The organism is Peribacillus simplex NBRC 15720 = DSM 1321 (assembly GCF_002243645.1).
Lineage (GTDB): Bacteria > Bacillota > Bacilli > Bacillales > DSM-1321 > Peribacillus > Peribacillus simplex.
Genome location: NZ_CP017704.1, coordinates 1 through 19,593, shown reverse-complemented (window position 1 = coordinate 19,593; position 19,593 = coordinate 1). Strand labels below are relative to the sequence as shown.

The 19,593-nt window shown below is 35.7% G+C and carries 19 protein-coding genes and 9 pseudogenes; 18 read left to right on the top strand and 10 right to left on the bottom strand.

Going from position 1 to position 19,593, the window contains the following annotated elements; translation table 11 throughout:
• Window positions 1-403: 403 nt before the first annotated feature.
• Window positions 404-903: pseudogene (locus tag BS1321_RS00120) on the top strand (DinB family protein).
• Window positions 904-1,450: 547 nt separating this feature from the next.
• On the opposite strand, the pseudogene BS1321_RS00115 reads toward BS1321_RS00120, so the two are convergent.
• Window positions 1,451-1,555 (bottom strand): annotated as a pseudogene (locus BS1321_RS00115) (YhjD/YihY/BrkB family envelope integrity protein); the annotation flags it as partial.
• A 750-nt stretch (window positions 1,556-2,305) separates the two neighbouring features.
• On the opposite strand from BS1321_RS00115, the gene BS1321_RS00110 reads away from it, so the two are divergent.
• The 13 genes and pseudogenes from BS1321_RS00110 to BS1321_RS00065 all read left to right on the top strand — a co-directional run bounded on the left by BS1321_RS00110 (window position 2,306) and on the right by BS1321_RS00065 (window position 11,242).
• Window positions 2,306-3,304, top strand: coding sequence for a polysaccharide biosynthesis protein (locus BS1321_RS00110; protein ID WP_375781459.1), 999 nt, complete (start codon window positions 2,306-2,308; stop codon window positions 3,302-3,304).
• Window positions 3,305-3,336: 32 nt separating this feature from the next.
• A complete protein-coding gene (locus BS1321_RS00105) occupies window positions 3,337-3,810 on the top strand; it encodes an NUDIX hydrolase (protein WP_063236027.1) in 474 nt (157 codons plus the stop codon).
• A gap of 79 nt (window positions 3,811-3,889) precedes the next feature.
• Window positions 3,890-4,984 (top strand): undecaprenyldiphospho-muramoylpentapeptide beta-N-acetylglucosaminyltransferase, encoded by a 1,095-nt coding sequence (locus BS1321_RS00100; RefSeq protein ID WP_063236031.1) that lies wholly within the window; start codon window positions 3,890-3,892, stop codon window positions 4,982-4,984.
• A gap of 75 nt (window positions 4,985-5,059) precedes the next feature.
• Window positions 5,060-5,707: a response regulator transcription factor gene (locus tag BS1321_RS00095; RefSeq protein ID WP_063236026.1), complete on the top strand. Its 648-nt coding sequence runs from the start codon at window positions 5,060-5,062 to the stop codon at window positions 5,705-5,707.
• Window positions 5,700-7,091 (top strand): HAMP domain-containing sensor histidine kinase, encoded by a 1,392-nt coding sequence (locus tag BS1321_RS00090; protein ID WP_063236025.1) that lies wholly within the window; start codon window positions 5,700-5,702, stop codon window positions 7,089-7,091. Before BS1321_RS00095 ends, BS1321_RS00090 begins: the two co-directional genes overlap by 8 nt.
• 105 nt (window positions 7,092-7,196) lie before the next feature.
• Window positions 7,197-7,418, top strand: coding sequence for a hypothetical protein (locus BS1321_RS00085; protein WP_063236024.1), 222 nt, complete (start codon window positions 7,197-7,199; stop codon window positions 7,416-7,418).
• 8 nt (window positions 7,419-7,426) lie between these two features.
• Complete coding sequence (locus tag BS1321_RS28660; RefSeq protein ID WP_411836528.1) at window positions 7,427-7,669, top strand: glycoside hydrolase; 243 nt, start codon at window positions 7,427-7,429, stop codon at window positions 7,667-7,669.
• Window positions 7,659-7,832: a glycoside hydrolase gene (locus tag BS1321_RS28655; RefSeq protein WP_419555895.1), complete on the top strand. Its 174-nt coding sequence runs from the start codon at window positions 7,659-7,661 to the stop codon at window positions 7,830-7,832. The genes BS1321_RS28660 and BS1321_RS28655 overlap by 11 nt, the downstream gene beginning before the upstream one ends.
• Window positions 7,819-7,890 (top strand): hypothetical protein, encoded by a 72-nt coding sequence (locus BS1321_RS28650; RefSeq protein ID WP_412762429.1) that lies wholly within the window; start codon window positions 7,819-7,821, stop codon window positions 7,888-7,890. Before BS1321_RS28655 ends, BS1321_RS28650 begins: the two co-directional genes overlap by 14 nt.
• Before the next feature lie 205 nt (window positions 7,891-8,095).
• Window positions 8,096-9,046 (top strand): LCP family glycopolymer transferase, encoded by a 951-nt coding sequence (locus BS1321_RS00075; protein WP_063236022.1) that lies wholly within the window; start codon window positions 8,096-8,098, stop codon window positions 9,044-9,046.
• 428 nt (window positions 9,047-9,474) lie between these two features.
• A pseudogene (locus BS1321_RS28645) lies at window positions 9,475-9,744 on the top strand (SH3 domain-containing protein); the annotation flags it as partial.
• 48 nt (window positions 9,745-9,792) lie between these two features.
• A complete protein-coding gene (locus BS1321_RS00070) occupies window positions 9,793-10,626 on the top strand; it encodes a D-alanyl-D-alanine carboxypeptidase family protein (RefSeq protein WP_232522837.1) in 834 nt (277 codons plus the stop codon).
• 241 nt (window positions 10,627-10,867) lie between these two features.
• Window positions 10,868-11,242: a DUF3888 domain-containing protein gene (locus tag BS1321_RS00065; protein ID WP_063236020.1), complete on the top strand. Its 375-nt coding sequence runs from the start codon at window positions 10,868-10,870 to the stop codon at window positions 11,240-11,242.
• 422 nt (window positions 11,243-11,664) lie between these two features.
• On the opposite strand, the pseudogene BS1321_RS00060 reads toward BS1321_RS00065, so the two are convergent.
• From BS1321_RS00060 to BS1321_RS28590, 9 genes and pseudogenes are all read right to left on the bottom strand, one after another.
• Window positions 11,665-11,808: pseudogene (locus BS1321_RS00060) on the bottom strand (twin-arginine translocase subunit TatC); the annotation flags it as partial.
• A gap of 467 nt (window positions 11,809-12,275) precedes the next feature.
• Window positions 12,276-12,557 carry a hypothetical protein gene (locus BS1321_RS27965; protein WP_232522748.1) on the bottom strand — a complete coding sequence of 94 codons (282 nt, stop codon included), beginning with the start codon at window positions 12,555-12,557 and terminating at the stop codon, window positions 12,276-12,278.
• An 806-nt stretch (window positions 12,558-13,363) separates the two neighbouring features.
• Window positions 13,364-13,834, bottom strand: a complete 471-nt coding sequence (locus BS1321_RS00050) for a Ger(x)C family spore germination C-terminal domain-containing protein (protein ID WP_094246549.1) — start codon at window positions 13,832-13,834, stop codon at window positions 13,364-13,366.
• A gap of 89 nt (window positions 13,835-13,923) precedes the next feature.
• Window positions 13,924-14,156 (bottom strand): annotated as a pseudogene (locus BS1321_RS28890) (Ger(x)C family spore germination protein).
• A gap of 46 nt (window positions 14,157-14,202) precedes the next feature.
• A complete protein-coding gene (locus BS1321_RS00045; RefSeq protein WP_094246548.1) occupies window positions 14,203-14,445 on the bottom strand; it encodes a hypothetical protein in 243 nt (80 codons plus the stop codon).
• 143 nt (window positions 14,446-14,588) lie between these two features.
• Window positions 14,589-15,455 (bottom strand): annotated as a pseudogene (locus tag BS1321_RS27960) (GerAB/ArcD/ProY family transporter).
• A gap of 185 nt (window positions 15,456-15,640) precedes the next feature.
• On the bottom strand, window positions 15,641-15,745 hold the full coding sequence (locus tag BS1321_RS28415; protein WP_250645053.1) for a spore germination protein: 105 nt from the start codon (window positions 15,743-15,745) through the stop codon (window positions 15,641-15,643).
• Between the two features lie 52 nt (window positions 15,746-15,797).
• Window positions 15,798-16,391: pseudogene (locus BS1321_RS28595) on the bottom strand (spore germination protein).
• Window positions 16,381-17,069 (bottom strand): annotated as a pseudogene (locus tag BS1321_RS28590) (spore germination protein). The pseudogenes BS1321_RS28595 and BS1321_RS28590 overlap by 11 nt, the downstream one beginning before the upstream one ends.
• Window positions 17,070-17,273: 204 nt before the next feature.
• Here BS1321_RS28590 and BS1321_RS27215 point away from each other — a divergent pair.
• From BS1321_RS27215 to BS1321_RS00010, 4 genes and pseudogenes are all read left to right on the top strand, one after another.
• Window positions 17,274-17,423, top strand: coding sequence for a hypothetical protein (locus tag BS1321_RS27215; protein WP_157732783.1), 150 nt, complete (start codon window positions 17,274-17,276; stop codon window positions 17,421-17,423).
• A complete protein-coding gene (locus BS1321_RS00020) occupies window positions 17,420-18,724 on the top strand; it encodes a spore germination protein (protein ID WP_094246544.1) in 1,305 nt (434 codons plus the stop codon). Before BS1321_RS27215 ends, BS1321_RS00020 begins: the two co-directional genes overlap by 4 nt.
• Window positions 18,696-19,061: a GerAB/ArcD/ProY family transporter gene (locus BS1321_RS00015; RefSeq protein WP_094246543.1), complete on the top strand. Its 366-nt coding sequence runs from the start codon at window positions 18,696-18,698 to the stop codon at window positions 19,059-19,061. The genes BS1321_RS00020 and BS1321_RS00015 overlap by 29 nt, the downstream gene beginning before the upstream one ends.
• Window positions 19,018-19,529 (top strand): annotated as a pseudogene (locus BS1321_RS00010) (GerAB/ArcD/ProY family transporter); the annotation flags it as partial. The gene BS1321_RS00015 and the pseudogene BS1321_RS00010, both read left to right, overlap by 44 nt.
• Window positions 19,530-19,593 lie beyond the last annotated feature (64 nt).

Here is a 19,593-nt window from a genome sequence, read left to right as displayed (position 1 = left end):
AGGAATGTAGGAGCATCGACTCTGTGAGACATGGGAGGGTTGACCTCCATGAGACATGTGGATATCCAAAAGTGCGATCATAACATTGCTTAAACCAATTTTTTCCTATAATTGGCTAGTTTAGCATACACTTTTTTCGATAAATCCCTATCCTTGAGGAGTAATGCCGAGCTTACATAGATAACGGTTAATGATATGACTATGAAATCCTAAGAATTCTAGAGCAATCGTGAGATTGTGTTTAGTTTATTGAGGGAGGTTAGTTGAAGATTGCTTTGACCTTTGTTCAACAATTGGGCCATTTAGTTGAAGATCTCATAAAATAAGATAAGTAATAATATTTAAAGGAATAATTCATTCTGATAAAGAATATTAAAAAACGTGATGATAAGGAGGCGATTGTATGGCAAATCATGTAGAAAATCTATATAACTATCATGTATGGGCAAATCAACGGATTATTGATCATCTTAAGACACTTTCTCCTGAGAAATATCAAAAGGAAATGAAAAGTGTCTTTCCTTCTGTTTCAAAGGTTTATCTCATCTCTATTTGGTGGAATATGGATGGCTTAATACCCTCGAGGGTCAGAGTATGAATGAAGCAATGCAATCTTCATTTCAAATTCAAGAAAAGATTGAGAAACTGCCCATTGAAGACTTAGAAACGGAATTTCACACTTTAACATCTCGGTTTAAATCCTTTTTGAACAGACAGGAAGATATGGAAAAGAGAATAATGTTGGATAATCCATGGGCAGGATTAAGAGAAACAAGTATATCTGAAATGGTCTTACACGTTGTGAATCATGGAACCTATCATAGAGGGAATATTTCAGCTATGTTACATCAGTTGGGTGATTCTTCAATTATGACTGATTATGCTTTTTATTGGTATTCTTGAAATGTTATTCATTATAAATAGGCAAGAGAAGAGTAATCCATTTTTTCTTCAAAAAGGTGATGTTAGTTGAGGATCGAGAGATGTTTACACAGATCTTTCTTTGAGCTAACGAATAACTTTAATCAAACAATTGTTGATCCAAAGTAATCTCACTCTTCTACGATATTTAACATTACCAGCAAGAATAAGTTAATTGCCTCCACAATACCGGCTAATATGAGCTTCTTGTTTATTCAAGAAAAGGGCGCGATTCTTTAATAAGAATCGCTTTTCTTAATGTACGATTCTTACAATAATCATACTGTACAAAAGTGATCTTAAAAGGCTCCCTTTTGTATGCAGCTTAACTTTTTAATGATCGCCATTCTGCCCATTTGCAGAACCTGATGTTTTATGGTTCCCCTTTTTACCCCTATGCTTTCCTTTCTTACTCATGAAAGAATTCCTCCCCAATACAAGATGTTATTTCTTGATTAGTGTTCGTTGAAGAGCTTTCAGCTATTACGGGAACTGAAGGAAGCTCATTCACTTTTTGGATGATCTTCATTTATGAGGCATTGATTTCTCCACCTATAATGATGATGATGAGCCGAGATAAATAAAACCAGATCATAAACACAATGATGCCACCAAGACTGCCGTATGTAGCAGACTTAAAGAAGTATTCGCAAAGGATTTTGATATCATTAGTTTTAGTGAAATGAAAAAGATTACTCAACCAAGTGAATTTTTCGGAGAAGAATTTTTGTGGACAAGCTTAATGCAAATGAAATAGTTTTTGACCTTATAATACGATCACCTGCTAATAGTTGTTAATAAACTTATATTAGCACCAAAAAGGGTATTAGCGATTAAAAATGTTACTTCGTTTTTGGGAATAAGTTTTGGATCTACACATTAACACAAATTGGTTGTTTTCTGATTCTATTGAAGTAACGTGCAGGACATCTGAAGAAAATTTTTTTATTTTTGTTCAGCAATCGGTCCATTATCTTGAATAAGATAATGGAAATATTTAGAGGTGAGTCGAAGCTCTAAGTTATTCAATTAACGCCTGATAGATGAACATATTTATAGAAAAACACCATTCTATTATTTGAATGGTGTTTTTCTATAATAACTTTGTTTACAACATGACTTTTGGTAAAGGTACCCCACCCTATAGATGTTATCCCCTTGGAGCTACCTAACTTATTAATAATTCAGAGTCTTATTGTTTATCATGTTTTTTTTTAACTATTACGATTGTCAAACTAATGTAACAAACAAAAACTATTATATATCTAGAATAAAAAATCAAAATATTCGTCATGATGGTTGTTACGAATTGCTATCATTTTTTCGATATGCAATGTAAAGGGATTGATTGAATTATTTTATGATTTATATGGAGGGAAAAACATTGAATAATAGTACATTTTTAATTACAGGTGGTACAGGATCATGGGGTCTTGAAATTGTGAAACAGATTTTTGATCATAATCCGAAAGAAATTCGTATTTTTTCACGGAATGAAACAAGACAAGTTGAGATGCAACAACAATTTGCTAATGATGATAGATTCAAGTTCATTATCGGTGACATCCGTGATAAGGAAGAACTTATGCAAGCATGTGAGGGTGTCGATTATGTTTTTCATCTGGCTGCATTAAAACATGTGCCTGTTTGTGAATATCAACCTTTTGAAGCCATAAAGACAAATGTACTTGGTACGCAAAATGTGATCGAAGCAGCCATTGAAAACGATGTAAAAAAAGTCATATACGTTTCAACTGATAAAGTTGCGGATCCTTCAAATACTTACGGAATCACGAAGGCTCTTGGAGAAAAGCTAATTATTCATGCAAATTTAAAAGAAACAAACACTAAATTTATTTGTGTAAGAAGTGGTAATGTTCTCGGATCCAGTGGCAGCGTTATTCCTATTTTCAAAAATCAAATAAAACAATTTTCACAAATAGGTATTACTGATCTAGGTATGACACGTTTTTTCTTATCGATTGAAGATGCCGTTCAATTATTGTTTAAGGCAACAAATAACGGTAAAGGTGGAGAAACATATGTTATGAACATGCCTTCTATAAAGATAGCTGATCTAGCCAAAGTGTTAATTGAATCATCAGGTAAAAAAAATATTGAAATAAAGGAAATAGGTGTTCGTCCAGGGGAAAAATTGAATGAAACACTCTTTACCGAATGTGAAAGCAGCCGAACTGTATATTTTGATAATGATTATTTTGTAGTCCTGCCTTCTACTCCTATGCCAGGACTTCAAGAACATTATACTAGCAGTACGCCGGTAAACCTGAAGGAATATAGTTCTGCTACAAAGCAAATTTCAAATAGCGAAGTGGAACAAATGTTAATGAAAGGAGGTTTTCTGTCGTGGAACGAAAACTGACGATCTCATCCTATGTAAGGAGCTGATATAGGATGGGGTATGTTGGCGAATTAAGGAAAGCTGTAGGACATCGACCAGTTATTTTGGTTGGCGCGGTTGTGATTCTAATTGATAAAGATAATGGTGTTCTATTACAACAACGTAAAGAACCGGAGGGTTTATGGGGCATTCCTGGCGGTTTAATGGAGCTGGGAGAATCAACTGAAAATACAGCAAAAAGAGAATTGTATGAGGAAACCGGACTTCTTGTAGATAATCTCACCTTAGTTGGTGTATTTTCTGGAAAAGAATACTTTGTGAAATTGCAAAATGGAGACGAGTTTTATGCTGTAACAGTTGTTTATACTTCGAAAGATTATAAAGGAGAATTGTTAGTATCCGATACAGAATCTTTAGATTTACGTTTTTTTAAGTTGGATGCAATCCCAGAAGATATGATGGACTCACATAAAGACATTTTCCATAGTTTCTTAAAAAAAACGGAAACTTTATTATTTGAATTTTAATAGGCTGAAGAAATACACGGATAGTATGAATGTATGTAATATGATGATATTTGTTAATGATAAAGGCAGGGGAAATAAGTTGAAAAAAAGTATTGTTTTTACTGGAGGGGGATCTGCTGGCCATGTAATGGTCAATCTAGTGCTGATCCCGAAGTTTATTCAGGCAGGTTGGGATGTTCATTACATTGGCTCTGAGAACGGAATCGAGAAACAATTAATGACAAGTATCCCCTCCGTTCAATATTATAGTGTTTCAACTGGGAAGTTAAGGCGCTATTTTGATTGGAATAATGTGAAAGATCCCTTTAAAGTAATCAAAGGAATCTTCCAATCGTATCGGTTATTTAGGAAGGTAAAAGCTAATGTTGTATTTTCTGCAGGAGGATTTGTAGCTGTACCTGTCGTTTTAGGGGGATGGTTAAACAAAGTTCCAATCGTGATTCGTGAACCTGATCGAACACTAGGACTTGCCAACAAACTATCTCTTCCTTTTGCAACAAAAGTATGCACGACTTTTCCTGATACTGGACAAGACCTAAAGACCAATAAGACAATTCATATCGGAGGTATTATTAGAGATGAATTGAAAAAAGGCCATTACACTGGGGGGCAGTCCTATTGTGGATTTACAGAAGAGAAACCCGTGTTGCTAGTTATGGGTGGAAGTCAGGGCGCGCAACGTATTAATGAAACTGTCAGATCATGTTTAGATAAATTACTAACAGATTTTCAAATTGTACACATTTGTGGTAAAGAAAAAGTCGATCCATCAATTCAGGTAAGAGGCTATCAACAATTTGAATATATCAACGAAGAATTATCTGATATCATGGCTATGACCGATTTTGTGGTTTCAAGGGCAGGTTCAACAGCTATTTTTGAATTATTGTCTTTGCAAAAGCCAATGCTTCTTATTCCACTTTCCAATGGTGCCAGCAGGGGAGAGCAAGTCTTAAATGCTCAATCTTTTCAAAATGCTGGATATGCAGAAGTACTTCTACAAGAGAATTTGAACAATGATACATTTATCGATGCGATATACATGTTATATCAAAATCGTGAAAAATACATCGGAAATATGAAAAAGAATAAAGATAACCAGGCAATAGATAAGCTAATCGATTTAATTAAGAAAGTGGCTGATAGAAGTTTTTGGCTCAGGAAATTTTTATAAATGTAAATACTAGTGTGTGATTAGTCAAGTTGAAGAATCAAATCTGTATCTAAATTCGATAACTCGGAGGAAAAAATGAAAGTACTAATCGCAGATGATGAAAAAGATATGTTGAAAATTTTAAAGGCTTATTTTGAGAGAGAAGGATTTCATGTTTTTCTAGCTGAAGATGGAGAAGAGGCACTGACTATTTTTTATAGTAACAAAATCAATTTAGCTATATTGGATTGGATGATGCCTAAGGCAAATGGTTTGCAAGTTTGTAAAGAAATAAAAAGTAATAGTGACACAAAAGTATTAATGCTCACGGCGAAAAGTGAAAATGAAGATGAGTTAGCAGCGTTAAAGATTGGAGCAGATGATTACGTAAGGAAACCTTTCCATCCAGGAATTCTATTAACAAGAGCAAAGAAACTTCTTCGTAAAGAGAAGATCGTTCAATTAAAAGACATAAAAATTGACTTAGAAGCAAAAAAAATTTATAAAAAGGAAAAAAATTTGAATGCGACAAAAACGGAATTTGAACTTTTGAGATGCTTTCTAAATCATAAAGGGAGTATACTAACACGAAAAAAACTCCTTGATATCGTCTGGGGATTTGATTACTTTGGGGAAGAAAGAACGGTTGATACACATATAAGAAGGCTAAGAGACAAAATCGGAGAAGGCGTGATCAAAACTCATAGAGGGTTGGGATATAGTTTGGAGGAAGAAGATGAATAAGCTTGGAAGAAAGCTATCCCTAAGCATCTCCTTAGCAGTAATCGTCATTTTTTCTATCACAATCTTGCTTACTCAATATTTTTTGCCTAAATATTACTTGCATAAAACAAAAGAGAGGTTAGAGCAAGTTTCTAATGAGATAAAAAAAATGGATAAGACTACATTTATTCATTCCAAAGAAACTATTGAAAATAAATATGGAATAACCATTGTTTACGAGCCTATTAATAGTAATGTAGATGAATTAAATGAAGTAGTATTTCGTCAACTATACAAAAAACGAATCACATTAAATAAATTTTGGATTACAGAAGAAACACTTCAAAAATTGGCAGAAGGAAAAAAAGTGAATAAAATATATGACCAGGGAAAGTTAAAATCAAGCTTTTTTGCCAGTTTTATGCAAAGAGACGATATGCTCGTGTTAGTCGGCAATTCCATTGTACATTTTAGTGATACGGCAAAAATCGTCAATGAATTTAATTTATATATGTTGCTATTTTCTATTATCCTCATCATTGCGTTAGTCTGGATATTGTCAAAAAAGATAACCACTCCGTTGAAAGAGTTAAAAGATGTTTCTAAAGATATTTCAGAATTAAAATTTGAAACTGTTCATATCAAAACAAATGATGAAATTGAGGAGCTTGCCAACAGCATTAATTTGATGAGTGATAAGCTTAATAAGGCTCATCAAGACTTAAAACGAAAAAATGTGAACTTAAAAATAGTTATGTCTGATCTTACGCATGAACTGAAAACACCGTTGTCTTTAATAAAAGCATATTGTGTAGGAATCAAAGATGGGCTAGACGACGGTACTTATATTGACACGATTATAAAACAAACAGATAATATTTCCAAAGTAATAGAGGATTTATTAAACTTTTCAAAAATTGAAAGAGATGAGATTGAAAAGACCACTTTTGATCTTATCGACTTATTTCATTCATGCCTTGTAAAACATAAAATTGAGATCGAAACAAAAGAAATAGATGTTAGAATTTCTAATTCTCATTTACATCAATTATTTGTGTGGGCGGATAAAGAGAAGATCGAGATAGTGTTTAACAATTTAATAAGTAATGCGATTAAATATACAGAAGATCATAAAATTGAAATTGAATTTGAGGATTTAGAACAAGAAATCGTATTTCAAATTAAGAACGGCACAAATGTACAACAAACAGAAAAGATTGAGAAAATTTGGGAGCCATTTTATGTATTAGAAGCATCTAGAAACAAAAAAGCCTCTGGCACAGGCTTAGGGCTTGCTATTGTTAAATCCATTCTTATTCGTCATCATTTTAAACATGGAGCCTCGATTTTCAATAATCAGATACAATTCTATATTTGTTTTCAAAAGAACCCTTTCAATCATTAGGGTTCTTTTTTTATGAGCCCCAAAGCCAACGCAATTTTGTGGAGAATTGTAAAACTAATGTAACAAAAAGAAAGTATAGTTTACGTATAACAGGAGGGATTAAAAATGAAAAAAAAAGATGCAGTGTTACTTGTTATTATTCTCATTATTAGTTTTTTTACAGGATGGGATAAAGAAAAAGATGTACAAAAGGCAATAAATAAGCCAACAAACATTAAGTACAGCGATTTTACATTCGATGGTAACCCGGAAATTGAAGTTTTCGTGGAAAAGGATGATCACAAAATATCATGGAGCTATCCTGATGAGAATTTGCCCACGGTATAGAAACTCCTGTGATTAAGTGGGGAGACCCGGACATTAGAGAAAGTAAAAATAGTCCGTATTATGTTGGAGGGTACTGGTCCCAAGAAGGAACAGCTCCTGACAGGTACAGTAAACAGATTCCGATCAAAGAGTTATATAAACATATCTATCTCGATCCAGCTTATTCTCTTCCTCTATTTAAATTACGAATCGGTGATCACAACCCATCATTGAGAATGGTGAAGTTTGAAAATCAAAGATATGGTCGGTGACAGAATGATATATGAATTTTTATATAATGTGCCACCGTTATACCATCTGAATAAGCAAGAATGGACGAAAAATAATGAAACTATTGTTCACTATTATTTCCTATTTAAAGGAATGGTCCCCCTTTCATCAAAAAGCTATAGCAAAACAGATGACAGGATTTAAGGTGCTTTCAAACGATCGCCTTGTTCAATCTACAGAATTTGGCACAAATTTAAAGTAATAGCCAACTTTTCAGATAAAGACTTTATATATAACAACGAAACCATTCAAGCAAAATCTATTGTAATTTATGAAGGGAATTCCCAAAAGGTATATGAACCTTTAAACAACTAAAGGGTTCCAATCATATAGAAAGAGTTATTTTATATGGGTGACGTGTCAAAATTAGAGCAATACAGCAATTAATGACTAGAAAGAGGATGTACATGGAAAATTCAAAAAGTGAAAAACAAATAAAATGGAGAAAATTCACCTTTATTGGAATGGTCTTGTTGTTACTAATCGGCGGTTCATTCGGTTACAGTATTTATCGTGTAGTTGCAAAATCGGTAGATCATATATATAAACCATTGCATGGTGAATCTAGTAAGCAGCAACCACTCAGTACACACGATCCAATAACTATCCTATTGCTAGGTGTCGATGAACGATCTGGTGATGTCGGTCGGTCAGACTCAATGATTGTCATCACTGTTAATCCGGAAACAAAAAAAACAGCAATGGTGAGCATTCCTCGTGATACAAGAGCATTCATTCCTATAAAAAATACGTATAACAAAATAAATGCTGCTTATGCATATGGTGGAATTGAAGGGTCTGTCAAAGCAGTAGAACAGTTCTTAAATATACCTATCAATTATTATGTAAAAGTGAATATGGAAGGATTTAAGGATATCGTCGATGCGGTTGGCGGTGTTACAGTGAATAATACGTTTGATTTTACCCTTGAAGGAGTGCACATACAGAAAGGAAAACAACATATCGATGGCAAAGTGGCTCTTGTATATGCTCGGATGAGAAAAGAAGATCCACACGGTGACTTTGGTAGGCAACAGCGACAACGTGAGGTCATTGAGCAAGTCATTCATGAAGGGTCCCAATTAACTTCATTAGCTAACTATCAAAAGATATTAAAAGCACTGGAAAAAAATGTTCAAACCAATTTAACAATGGATCAAATGATTGCTATACAACACTCCTATAAAAGCGCTGCTAATCATATTAAACAAATAGAGATCCCAGGTGATGGAGGGATGTATGGTGATATATGGTATTATATAGTGAGTGATGAAACAAGAACGACATTATCCAACGAGCTTCGCCAACTATTGAATATACCTAAGGTAAATTTAATGAAAGAATCGAGTAACAATTAGGTCTAATTCTTTGGAAAAAAAACATCTAAATTTCATGCATGTGGAGTGCTGTTTACTGCTTACGAGGATAGATAAATAAAAAGTTGTAGTAGCGTTAGCTTCCTGTTATTGATATTATCCCCTCTTGTGTAGACAGTGGTTGGAAAAAAGCCCATATAGTTGACACAGGAGATAATATACTGATTTATCAAGCTCAAGTACATCTACGAAAAAAGTGTAGCATACAATATTTCACTTACAGGAGCGTTAGTTCAATAATTAAAGAACGCACATATTTAGATATGTCTAAAATGTGCGTTCTTTTTGTTTTCATATGTTTACATTATCTAACCTAAATATAATCATTTCAACATTCTTGTTGCTAATTGGAATAATAAACCAGTGACATTTATTGTTTTAAAATATACCTTAAAACTGAGGTGTTCTAAATGACAAAACTAAATAAAGTAACGTTAAACAAAAGATTGCTAGCTTCCGGTTTTACCTTCATTATTTTATGTGCAGGTTTAATCGGTTTTAACCATGCAAATATTAAGGGGTTAGAACCAAGTGTAGCCAATGCAGCAACAGTAACCTATACAGCAACTGCTAACCTGAATGTCCGTACAGGTCCTTCTACTGCTAATAAAATTATAGCAACAGTTAAACAGGGCACAAAGTTAACGGTTACTGGAAAAGATGCGAATGGATGGCTAAAGGTTAGCTTAAATGGTCAAACAGGTTATGTTAGTAGCCAATATGTAAAAATATCAAACTCTTCATCTGGCTCTAGTACAGCAACAGTAACCTATACATCAACTGCTAACCTGAATGTCCGTACAGGTCCTTCTACTGCTAATAAAATTATAGCAACAGTTAAACAGGGCACAAAGCTAACGGTTACTGGAAAAAATGCGAATGGATGGCTAAAGGTTAGCTTAAACGGTCAAACAGGTTATGTTAGTAGTAAATATGTAAAGGTATCCAATCCTACATCTGACGCCATTCAGGTTGTTGCAAAGCCTGAAAGTATTCCAGTGCTAGTCAATAAAAAAAATAAGCTACCAGAAAACTATGTACCAAAAGACTTAGTATATACGTCGATACCGTTTACTTTTAAAGAAAAGACAGAAAAGAGAAAAATGCGAAGTGAAGCAGCTGCTGCCATTAGCAAATTATTTGCGGAATCCAAGAAGCAGGGAGTAAGTCTTCTCGGTGTATCTGCATACAGATCACATGCTACACAAGTTGCTCTATTTGATTATTATGTAAAAAGGGATGGTTATGCCAAAGCAATCACATACAGTGCATTACCTGGAACAAGTGAGCATGAAACAGGTCTTGCTATTGATGTGACAGGAGGAAATGGTAAATGCGCGGCACAGGATTGCTTTGGAGGTACTAAAGAAGCAAAATGGCTACAGGCACATGCAGATGATTATGGATTTATTATCCGATACCCTAAAGGAAAAGAATCAGTTACTGGTTATAAGTATGAACCATGGCATCTTCGATATGTAGGCAAATCAATAGCTCAAACTATTATGAGCCACGGAATTACTCTTGAAGAATATTATTATACTAGAGCCGTACAAAACTAAAGAAATGCTCCTAAAGATATATTGGTTCTAGTGCAAAAACTTTAATACACTATACGCAGTGGATAGCCTCATCAAAAACTTGATGAGGCTATTTATATTTAGGTATACTACCTAGAACTGTGATTATGTAAAAGAGATAGACAAATAATGTGCTTTTCTTATAGAACTAACGGGGCAGGTTAGTTAAGTAAGAGAAATAAATAAACCTTAGTAAAGGAAAACTAATACTGAGGTGAGTTATATGAAAAAGAAGTTTTCATTATTAATCATTTTATGTTTTATTTTATTCTTAGCTCCCAATTTTTCAAAAGCTACGGAAATACCTCAAGACGTGTTAGAAAAAGCATTAATTAAGCTATTACAGGAACCAATTAGTTTGGTAGTAGGGGCAGATTGGTTTAGAGGTAATGAGAAAATATTAGAAATAAAACAAGACGAAGAGAACATTGATATATTTTACGTTACAGTGCAAGTAGTAAGTTTCCAAGGTCCGCATACCCCACCATATATGGAAGAGATAATAACGTTTAAAATTGTAGGCTATAAAATCAAACCAACAGATTACTTCAACAGAGTTATCCCAGAAAATGAGTGGAATAATTTCCATTTGCATTGACTACTTCTTGAACTATTGAGTGCTTTATTGAAGTTCCGACTGCCGTCTGGTTGCTTCTTTTATAGGAAACCATCCAGATTATTTAATATGGCTTTGTTAAAGATTATTGTTGATTTTTATTATTAATCAACCTTTATCTTTTAACATAGCCTAATTTGATAATAATAAATAATACCGCACATATTAGACATATCTAAAATGTGCGGTCCTTTTACTGTCAACTGTGTCACTTAACTAACCTAAATATAAGATTCTTCCTGTCTCTGTTTGTATTCAAAAGTTTTCCGGCTTGTATTTTTCAATTCCTTCACTTTAGATAGAAGGGACCCTGGAGGCAAAAATCCAGTCTCACTAAAGTAATTCGTTTAATCACATTGTAATTGGTTGACTAGACTCTACTTATAAACAACCTTGGAGATGCCCACCCTCACAGGATTGAGAATCCCTAGTCTCGTTAAAAACATCACGACCAGCGGCATCTCAAATAAAAAGCCGAACCGTAAAATCAGGTTAATAAATAAACGAAAATATTTAACTGCCGTAAACATCGTTTCAAACTGCCCAGCTATAAAACAGTCGTTAACTCAGTTTTTTTCGCTTCTTCTTTATCCTCATCAACTAACCATTTGGTTGCACTTTTGAATTCAGATAAAGTTTTCGTCCAAAAGTTCGTCCGATTGGTGATTTTTTAGGACCAAAATCACAAGTGCAAAGATAAGAATGATAACTAAGCCTGGAACACCGGTATTTTGAAACATAACATTCACTTCAATCGTCTAACTTCTTATTTTTATAGGCTACTTCTGCTTCAATTTCAATCAGATAATCCGGAGAAACAAGACTTTCCACCCCTACTGTTGAACGAGCTGTTTTAACTGGATTTTCTTTTGTGTTAAAGAACAGAGCGTAGGCATTAAACCAACCTTGATAGTCTGGTGTATCTTCTTATTAGGATCTGGCGCGATATACACACGCAGATAGGTTACATCAGCGAGGGAAAGTCCTTTTGTTTTCAAATCTGCTTTTAATTTCTCTAAGATTCCGATTGCCTGCCTTTCTGTATTGCCATATCTCTCATAAATAGTCTTCCATCTTTTTTTAAAAGAGGAGCTACTGTTCCACTAAACGATATCCGGTTATAACTTTGAGGTACAGAAACTGAACTGGAAATCGCAGAAGTTGGGGATCCAAAGAAGGTCACTTTTTCTGAGTTCAATTCATCTTTTTCGCTACCTGCGGAAGCAAAAGAGAATCCCAAGAATACACTTATACCTATTACAGAAGTAGCGATGATTGATTTCAAAGTTTTTTTCATAAAGTCAGCTCCTTTTATTTATTAAAACATCGATAGGTTAATAACTCTTTTTCTTAAGAAGTGACCCTACCTTCTTTTATACTTTCTGGCTGATTCAAAATCACCTGCCATCATCCGGTTAAATAACTGAGATGTTCACCAGCAAGATGAAATCTATCTTGTAGCATATTTAATATATGGGAGTAGTTTTTACGATCAGCTGAAGAATATTCAGCACATCCGCCTTCATTTAAAGTGCGCGAACGATTAGTTCGAAAAGGTAGAAACATACAAGCTCCGATGTCCTTTCACAGGAGCGAACCTCCGGTGTCCAATGAATCCAAAGATTGGTTTTCACCTGACACTTTACAAACCGAGAGCGAAAGCACCGATATTAAGTGGTGATTTTTGTATTTGGATTACTTGAATCTCTCGTCCCAGTTGCTTTTCGGACGGATTCCAGATAAGTAACCACTGATTAAGTGATCCTAATTAGGGCCTTCCAGATCCTCTTTTCGGTGAAGATGGTTGTGAGGGAAAGGTCATTAATTAAAACAAATTCCAATTCGTTTTGTGAGTTGTCAAATGTATTAAATATTAGGATCACTAACCTTATAATAATACGTGAAAAATACTATATTATCGCGGTGGTTTATCGAAGTGAATTGAAATTATTAAAGGCTGCCGAGGGTTTCTCGACAGCCTGGGACAGGCGTGTTTTCCTGAAAATGTCAGATAAAAAGGGAACCTATGTTTACTATTTCAGAGATATGTTTAGTGGTATGGTTACTTACAGACAGCATGTAAGGAGTATTCCTATTATTAAATTATTCAGAGACCCCGGTTTGGATGATGTTAACTGTAGTTTCTATATTAATGTCCATCTTCGGATAAATCTTTTTCCAATGTTCATAGGTCAATTTTTTATTTTTGGCGTGATATTTTTCCTTTAAGCCAATCGGGTCAAGGGATTTTTTCTGAAAATCTTTAATAAGACGGTTTGCGTGCCTGGTTAAATCATCTTCCATATCCTTTTCAATTTTTTTTATCATCTTTCTATTGGTAAGGTTGTCACTTCGCATGGATTCCTTGATCTGTCCTTTAATTTTGATCTTAATCGTGATCGAGGGACTACTCTCTGATTCGGATACTTCATAACTTGAACCGCTTCGGATACTTTCCACTACGATATCGCTTCTCTTCTTGTCTTTTAATTTGAATTTGTATACTCCCCGCCTATGATGTTGAACTAATGTCTTAAAAATGAACATATCACCCGTTCGAACTTTCGTGACCATCTTATCTTCATGAAATAGGGCGACTCCAGATACCGCAACTTCATTATTAATTAATTTAATTAAAGGAAGATACGAATCGCCGCCAGTTTCTAGAGCGTTCCTAAAAAAAGATGGAGGTTAGTATCCGGTCCGTTCCCTGTTTCATTCTGTTGATTAATCAAATCCGATAAAAAGATTCCAATATTCACATTCGTATTTGGTGCTTTCGTATTTATTACATCCTTGACCTTTCCTTCAACGACAGCCAAAATGACTCTGTTTCAAGTTGCGGCTCACGGTAGAGATAATCGGTCAGTTCTGTTATTCCGATTTCATGAACCATTTTCTCGCTAAATAAAACGATGCGAGTCTGTCCTAGCATTACCGGCTTATCCGCTTTTTGGAAACGACAGCCTGGACATCACTCGTTGTCGTCGATGTCCACTTAAAATTTGATATTTACCCATCTTGTCCTGTTGGAAGATAGGGATGACGAACATTCCTTCGACATTATCATTCTTAAGTATATCGTAGCCAATGGCTTGGGACATATTGACTTCGTCAACCACCCTTGGCTCGGCACAGCTGCAAAGGAGGGGAAAAGCCAATATAACAAGAAATAATTTTCTCATAAACGTTTCCTCATTTTCTTTATATAAATGACGACCAAAAGAAGAGGCAAGTATAAAGCAACAAAGAGTGCGCCGTAGGGATTGATGATTTTATGCAATATATATAGTGAATCGACATCAAAAAAAAATATTCGTAAGCAGGATTATAATGGACATTCCCATAATGGATACTTTTGCTGAACATTGAATAAACGCTTGAAACCTCGGCTTGCAGCCCACAAGGAAATGGTCATGTTGGGAATGATGACGATGGCCCACCAAGAAACGTCTATATATTCAAATCGTTGAATAAAGGGCAATTCGACAATACTGGTCAATGTCAGTGTCGGCCATATAGTCAGTTCCAACTGTTTTTGTGAATAAAAAACAATTGAAACTAAATAAACGAATACGGTTATTAAGGTTGTTGTTAAGGCCCCTCCATGAGCATATTTTTGTGAAGTTTTAGCATCTTTGATGAACGGATAAAACATCACGATCATTTCAAAACCAAGCATTGTTAATGAAGTACTTCTTGTTCCTTTCAATATATCCAATAGAGTGTGTGGAAAACAGGGAGCAAATTGGTGAATTCAGAGTATTTCATGGCAAAAATAGGACAAATAAAAGCCAGTAAGTCAAAATGGAGCTTAAAAAGGTAATACCCGTAATTGTACGGAACCTCCCGTATTTATATAATAAATCAGGATCAGGAAAACCAAGGTAAACGCCCAGGAACCTACCTCTTCAAACATCCATACATGTATGACATTTATATAGCTAATCATGATAGTCATCCCTATGATCAAAAAGTAAAGAATGAATAATAGACTGAAGAAATTCCCGATCCATTTCCGAATGCATGATTATTGGCCGAAATGATCACCAGGGACGATACTGAAGATTTTATATATGACCCAAATCATTATATGAACGATCAGGCCGGCTAGTAGTATCGAAATCCAGCCATCTGTTCCCGTTGTCTTCGCTAAAACTCTTTGAAAACTTAAAACGCCTATTCCCGTTTGCATGGAATGCACTAAAAAAAACACATAGACGGGGATACCTTATACTTTTCATTAACTCCAGCTTGGTTCATACAGGACCCTCATTTAATCATTCATTAAAATCATTTTTTTTGATTCTTGCTTTTTTTGGCTGTGGCTGCCTGGATATATCATCAGGACGTAAATTTACAGGTCTGGATTTAAAAAAATTAAAAGGAAGCCGGAAAGCTATCTTTCCAATCTTGCATACGAAATGGGTATATCGGTTCTAGGTACGGGTGTCCCATTGACGTTAATTTGATAAGGTGGGTCATCAAAAACACGGCCGCTATCGTAATGCCCAGCAACCCCCAAATTTGGGCCCCACTAAAAGGGGAACCGCAGTACCCTAATGGCATTACCCATTTTATAAATAGGCGTAACAAAAGATGCCAGTGCTGAGAGGGCAACGATGATCAATAAGATATTACTGGTCAAACCTGCTACAACGGCAGCTTGACCGATAACGATACCGCCGACGATACCTAATGTCTGGCCTACCTTCGTTGGCAGCCTGGCAGCCGCTTCACGTAATAACTCAATGGAGATCTCCAAGAATAATGCTTCGATCAAAGGCTGAAAAAGGTATCAAGTTCCTTGAAGTGACGATCGTTTCCAAAAGATCTTTAGGAATCAGTTCATAATGATAGTCAGCACCGCTACATAAAGAGGAGTGGCAAATATCGAAAAAGCGACCGCGAATATCCTTAATAAACGGAAAGCAGATGCCGGAATCCATGGCATATTATAATCTTCCATGGTAATAAAGTATTCCAGCAAAATGGTTGGTGTAATAAGTGCAGAGGAAGACCTATCGATTAACATAGCTACTTTACCTTCAGCCAATGCACTTGCGATGCGATCAGGCCTTTCGGTATTTAGAAAAAGGGGAAATAAGGTATTTGAATCATCATAAAGCATTTGCGCGAGAGGACCCATCCAATATTTCATCAAACTCTATGTCATTGATCCTTTGGATAACATTATCGACATTTTCCTGATCAACGATTCCTTTTATAGATATAACCGCCACTTTGGTTTTAGACAAGGACCCCACAGTCAGTTCACTTACTTGCAATCCAGGATAGGCAGCCTTTTTCTGACTAGATTCAGGTTGATATCAATATCCTCAACAAAAGCTTCTTGAGCACTTATGATTCCAAATTCAAGTTCAGGTTTATCAACTTGCCTTCCTTGTTGTGCCGCAACATTGATTAATAGGCATTCATCAAGATTCGCATCTAAACGAATGGCAATTTCGCCTCTCATGATCCTTTCTTCGATTACAACCTTGGTATTGGTGATAATTGTATTTGCTATTGGAACGTTTTCTTTAATTTGCTCCAAATTTATCGCTTCCAGAGTTGGTATGACAGAAAGAACACTATTATGAAGTTCCTGTGCATCAATTAAAGAGCGATAAAAAGATACCCAATAGCCTACACCATTATACGTTCCTTGATGATTTATGAAATCATTGGATGAAGAAAGGGTATTGAATAGATCCCTTACATCCGAAACTTTATTTAATTCATCATTTTTATCGTTTGGTTGATTGGGTTTTTTTTTGAACTTTCCGCGGTTAAACAATGCTGTCACCTCTAAACTAAAGCTTGTTATCCTAGCATTTGCAATTTAATTACATATTAACCATTTTGGATTGTTTAGGATGCTCGTTTCGGAAAGGGGGATTCATTATAAGGATTCTTGGTCTAAAAGCTGTCACCATTTCCTGTTCGAATAAAAAAATTGAAAATAGAGGAAACTGATACAATAAAACGCATTTAACCAAAGGAGTTCACCATGGAAAGTAAACCCTTGCATATAAGATTGGATCAAAAGCAGGAAAAATTGAAATCTGAATTGGATATGCAGGATGATGTAGTTTTTAAAAAGATATTCATTCCCGGTTATGAAGTTTCAGGTTATTTGTATTTGTCAATGGAACAATGAATTATCCAGCATTCAATGATATAGTCCTAGATTTATCCGCTACGCAGGTCGAATCAAGGCACCCGGTTTCCATCGAGAAGCTGGTCATTTCCAAAATCTGTGCAGTCAGGGAACAAGATGTTGAAACATATGAAAAAGTCATAGAGCATATTTTTGACGGAAAAACACTTTTATTTATAGATGGAATGGCAAATGGTTATGTTTTGAATCTGGAAAAGGAGAAAATTCGTACACTGAGTGAACCTTCGACAGAGAGGGTTGTCCGTGGACCGAAGCTTGGGTTTATCGAAAGTCTCCAGGAAAATATCGGATTAATTAGACAATATTCAAACCATCCCAACCTAATCGTCAAACAACAGAAGTTAGGGACGCTTGAAAAACGGGAAGTTGCATTAATCTATTATGAAGGAAAAGCAAGCGATTCTTTGTTAAAAGAAGTGAATAATCGGATAAATGGAGTAAAAGCTACCGATCTCCAAGACTCGGGGATGCTTGAAGAATTAATTGATACTTCGTTTAGCCCTTTCCCACAGATCCAGAATACCGAGCGTCCGGATAAAGTATTGGCGGCACTGCAGGAGGGAAGGGTGGTCATCATGGTTGACGGCTCTCCATTTGCGTTGATGGCACCTACGACGATCACGATGCTGCTGCAGTCACCTGATGATTATTATGAAAGGTGGGTCGCGGGTTCTTTTCTACGTGTCCTTCGTTACTTTTCTTTATTTATTACCGTTTTTCTTTCAGGAATTTATATCTCCTTGGTTTCGTTCAACCCTGGATTGCTGCCGACGGAACTAGCGATGACCATCGCTGGTACAAGGGAGAACGTACCATTTCCGCCTTTTGTTGAAGCGATCATCATGGAATTGACGATTGAACTGCTTCGTGAAGCAGGAATTCGGCTCCCAGCGCCCATTGGGCAAACGGTTGGATTGGTTGGTGGTGTCATTATTGGACAAGCAGCCGTTCAAGCGAATATTGTGAGTTCCCTCATGGTCATAATCGTAGCGATTACGACGATTACCTCTTTTACGGTACCACAATATAGCTTTGGACTGGCATTCAGGGCATTAAGGTTCGGGGCGATGATTTTTTCCGCCGTTCTAGGTCTATATGGAACCACTTTATTCTTTATCATCGTTATCAGCCATTTGTCGAAATTGACTAGCTTTCAAGAACCTTATTTTCAACCAACGGATTTTATCGGTAAAAAGACTTGGAAGGACGCGTTTCTCCGGTTACCGAAGCGGAAAAAAGGGGGGAACTTTCTTGAGCCAAGCAGACGGCAAAATTCTTAGCGGGGAATTGGCCTCGATCATTTCATGCGCCATGTTAGGAGTTGGGATGCTTACGCTTCCAAGGACGATAACGGAAAAAGTTAATTCATCCGATGGATGGATCGTCTTGATTCTAAATGGGTTCATTATTGCCCTTTTAATATGCCTATTGGTTGTAATGTTAAAAAAACATAAAGTTATAAGCTATTTCACATACATGGAGGAGGCATATGGAAAGTGGCTCTCCAAAATTATTGGATTGATCGTGGTGTTTTACTTTATAGGAGTGGCCAGCTTTGAAGTGCTTGCCATGAGTGAAATGGTCCGATTTTATTTGTTTGGAGGATACGCCGGTTGAAATATTGTTGCTCACATTGATTTTAGCGAGTGTCCATCTATTGACAGGCAAAATTAAAGCCATTGCAAAGGTGTGCGTCTTCTTTCTTCCTCTGACAATTGTCATCGTTTTGTTCATTTATATGTTCAGTATTAAAGTAGTCGATATAAAAAACCTGCAGCCTGTTCTTGGAAAAGGGTTTCTCCCTGTGATGAAAGGAATGGGCTCCGGGACTTTGTCTTTTTTTGGAATTGAACTTTTCATCTTTTTGTTTGGCGTCGTTAAAAATCAAAACAAGATAAAAAGTGGCGTTTTAATCGGTTTTTCATACCGATGATATTATATGTGATTACATATGTTCTGGTAGTCGCTACACTGACTGTTCATGAAGTCAAAGCTGTTACATGGCCAACCATTTCTTTTATTCAATCGTATGAAGTAAAAGGGATATTTATAGAGCGTTTAGAGCTGTTTCTCTTAATCACCTGGATTCTTCAGTTCTTTTGTACACATGCAATTTACTATTACTTCGCAGCAGAAGGACTGACGAAAA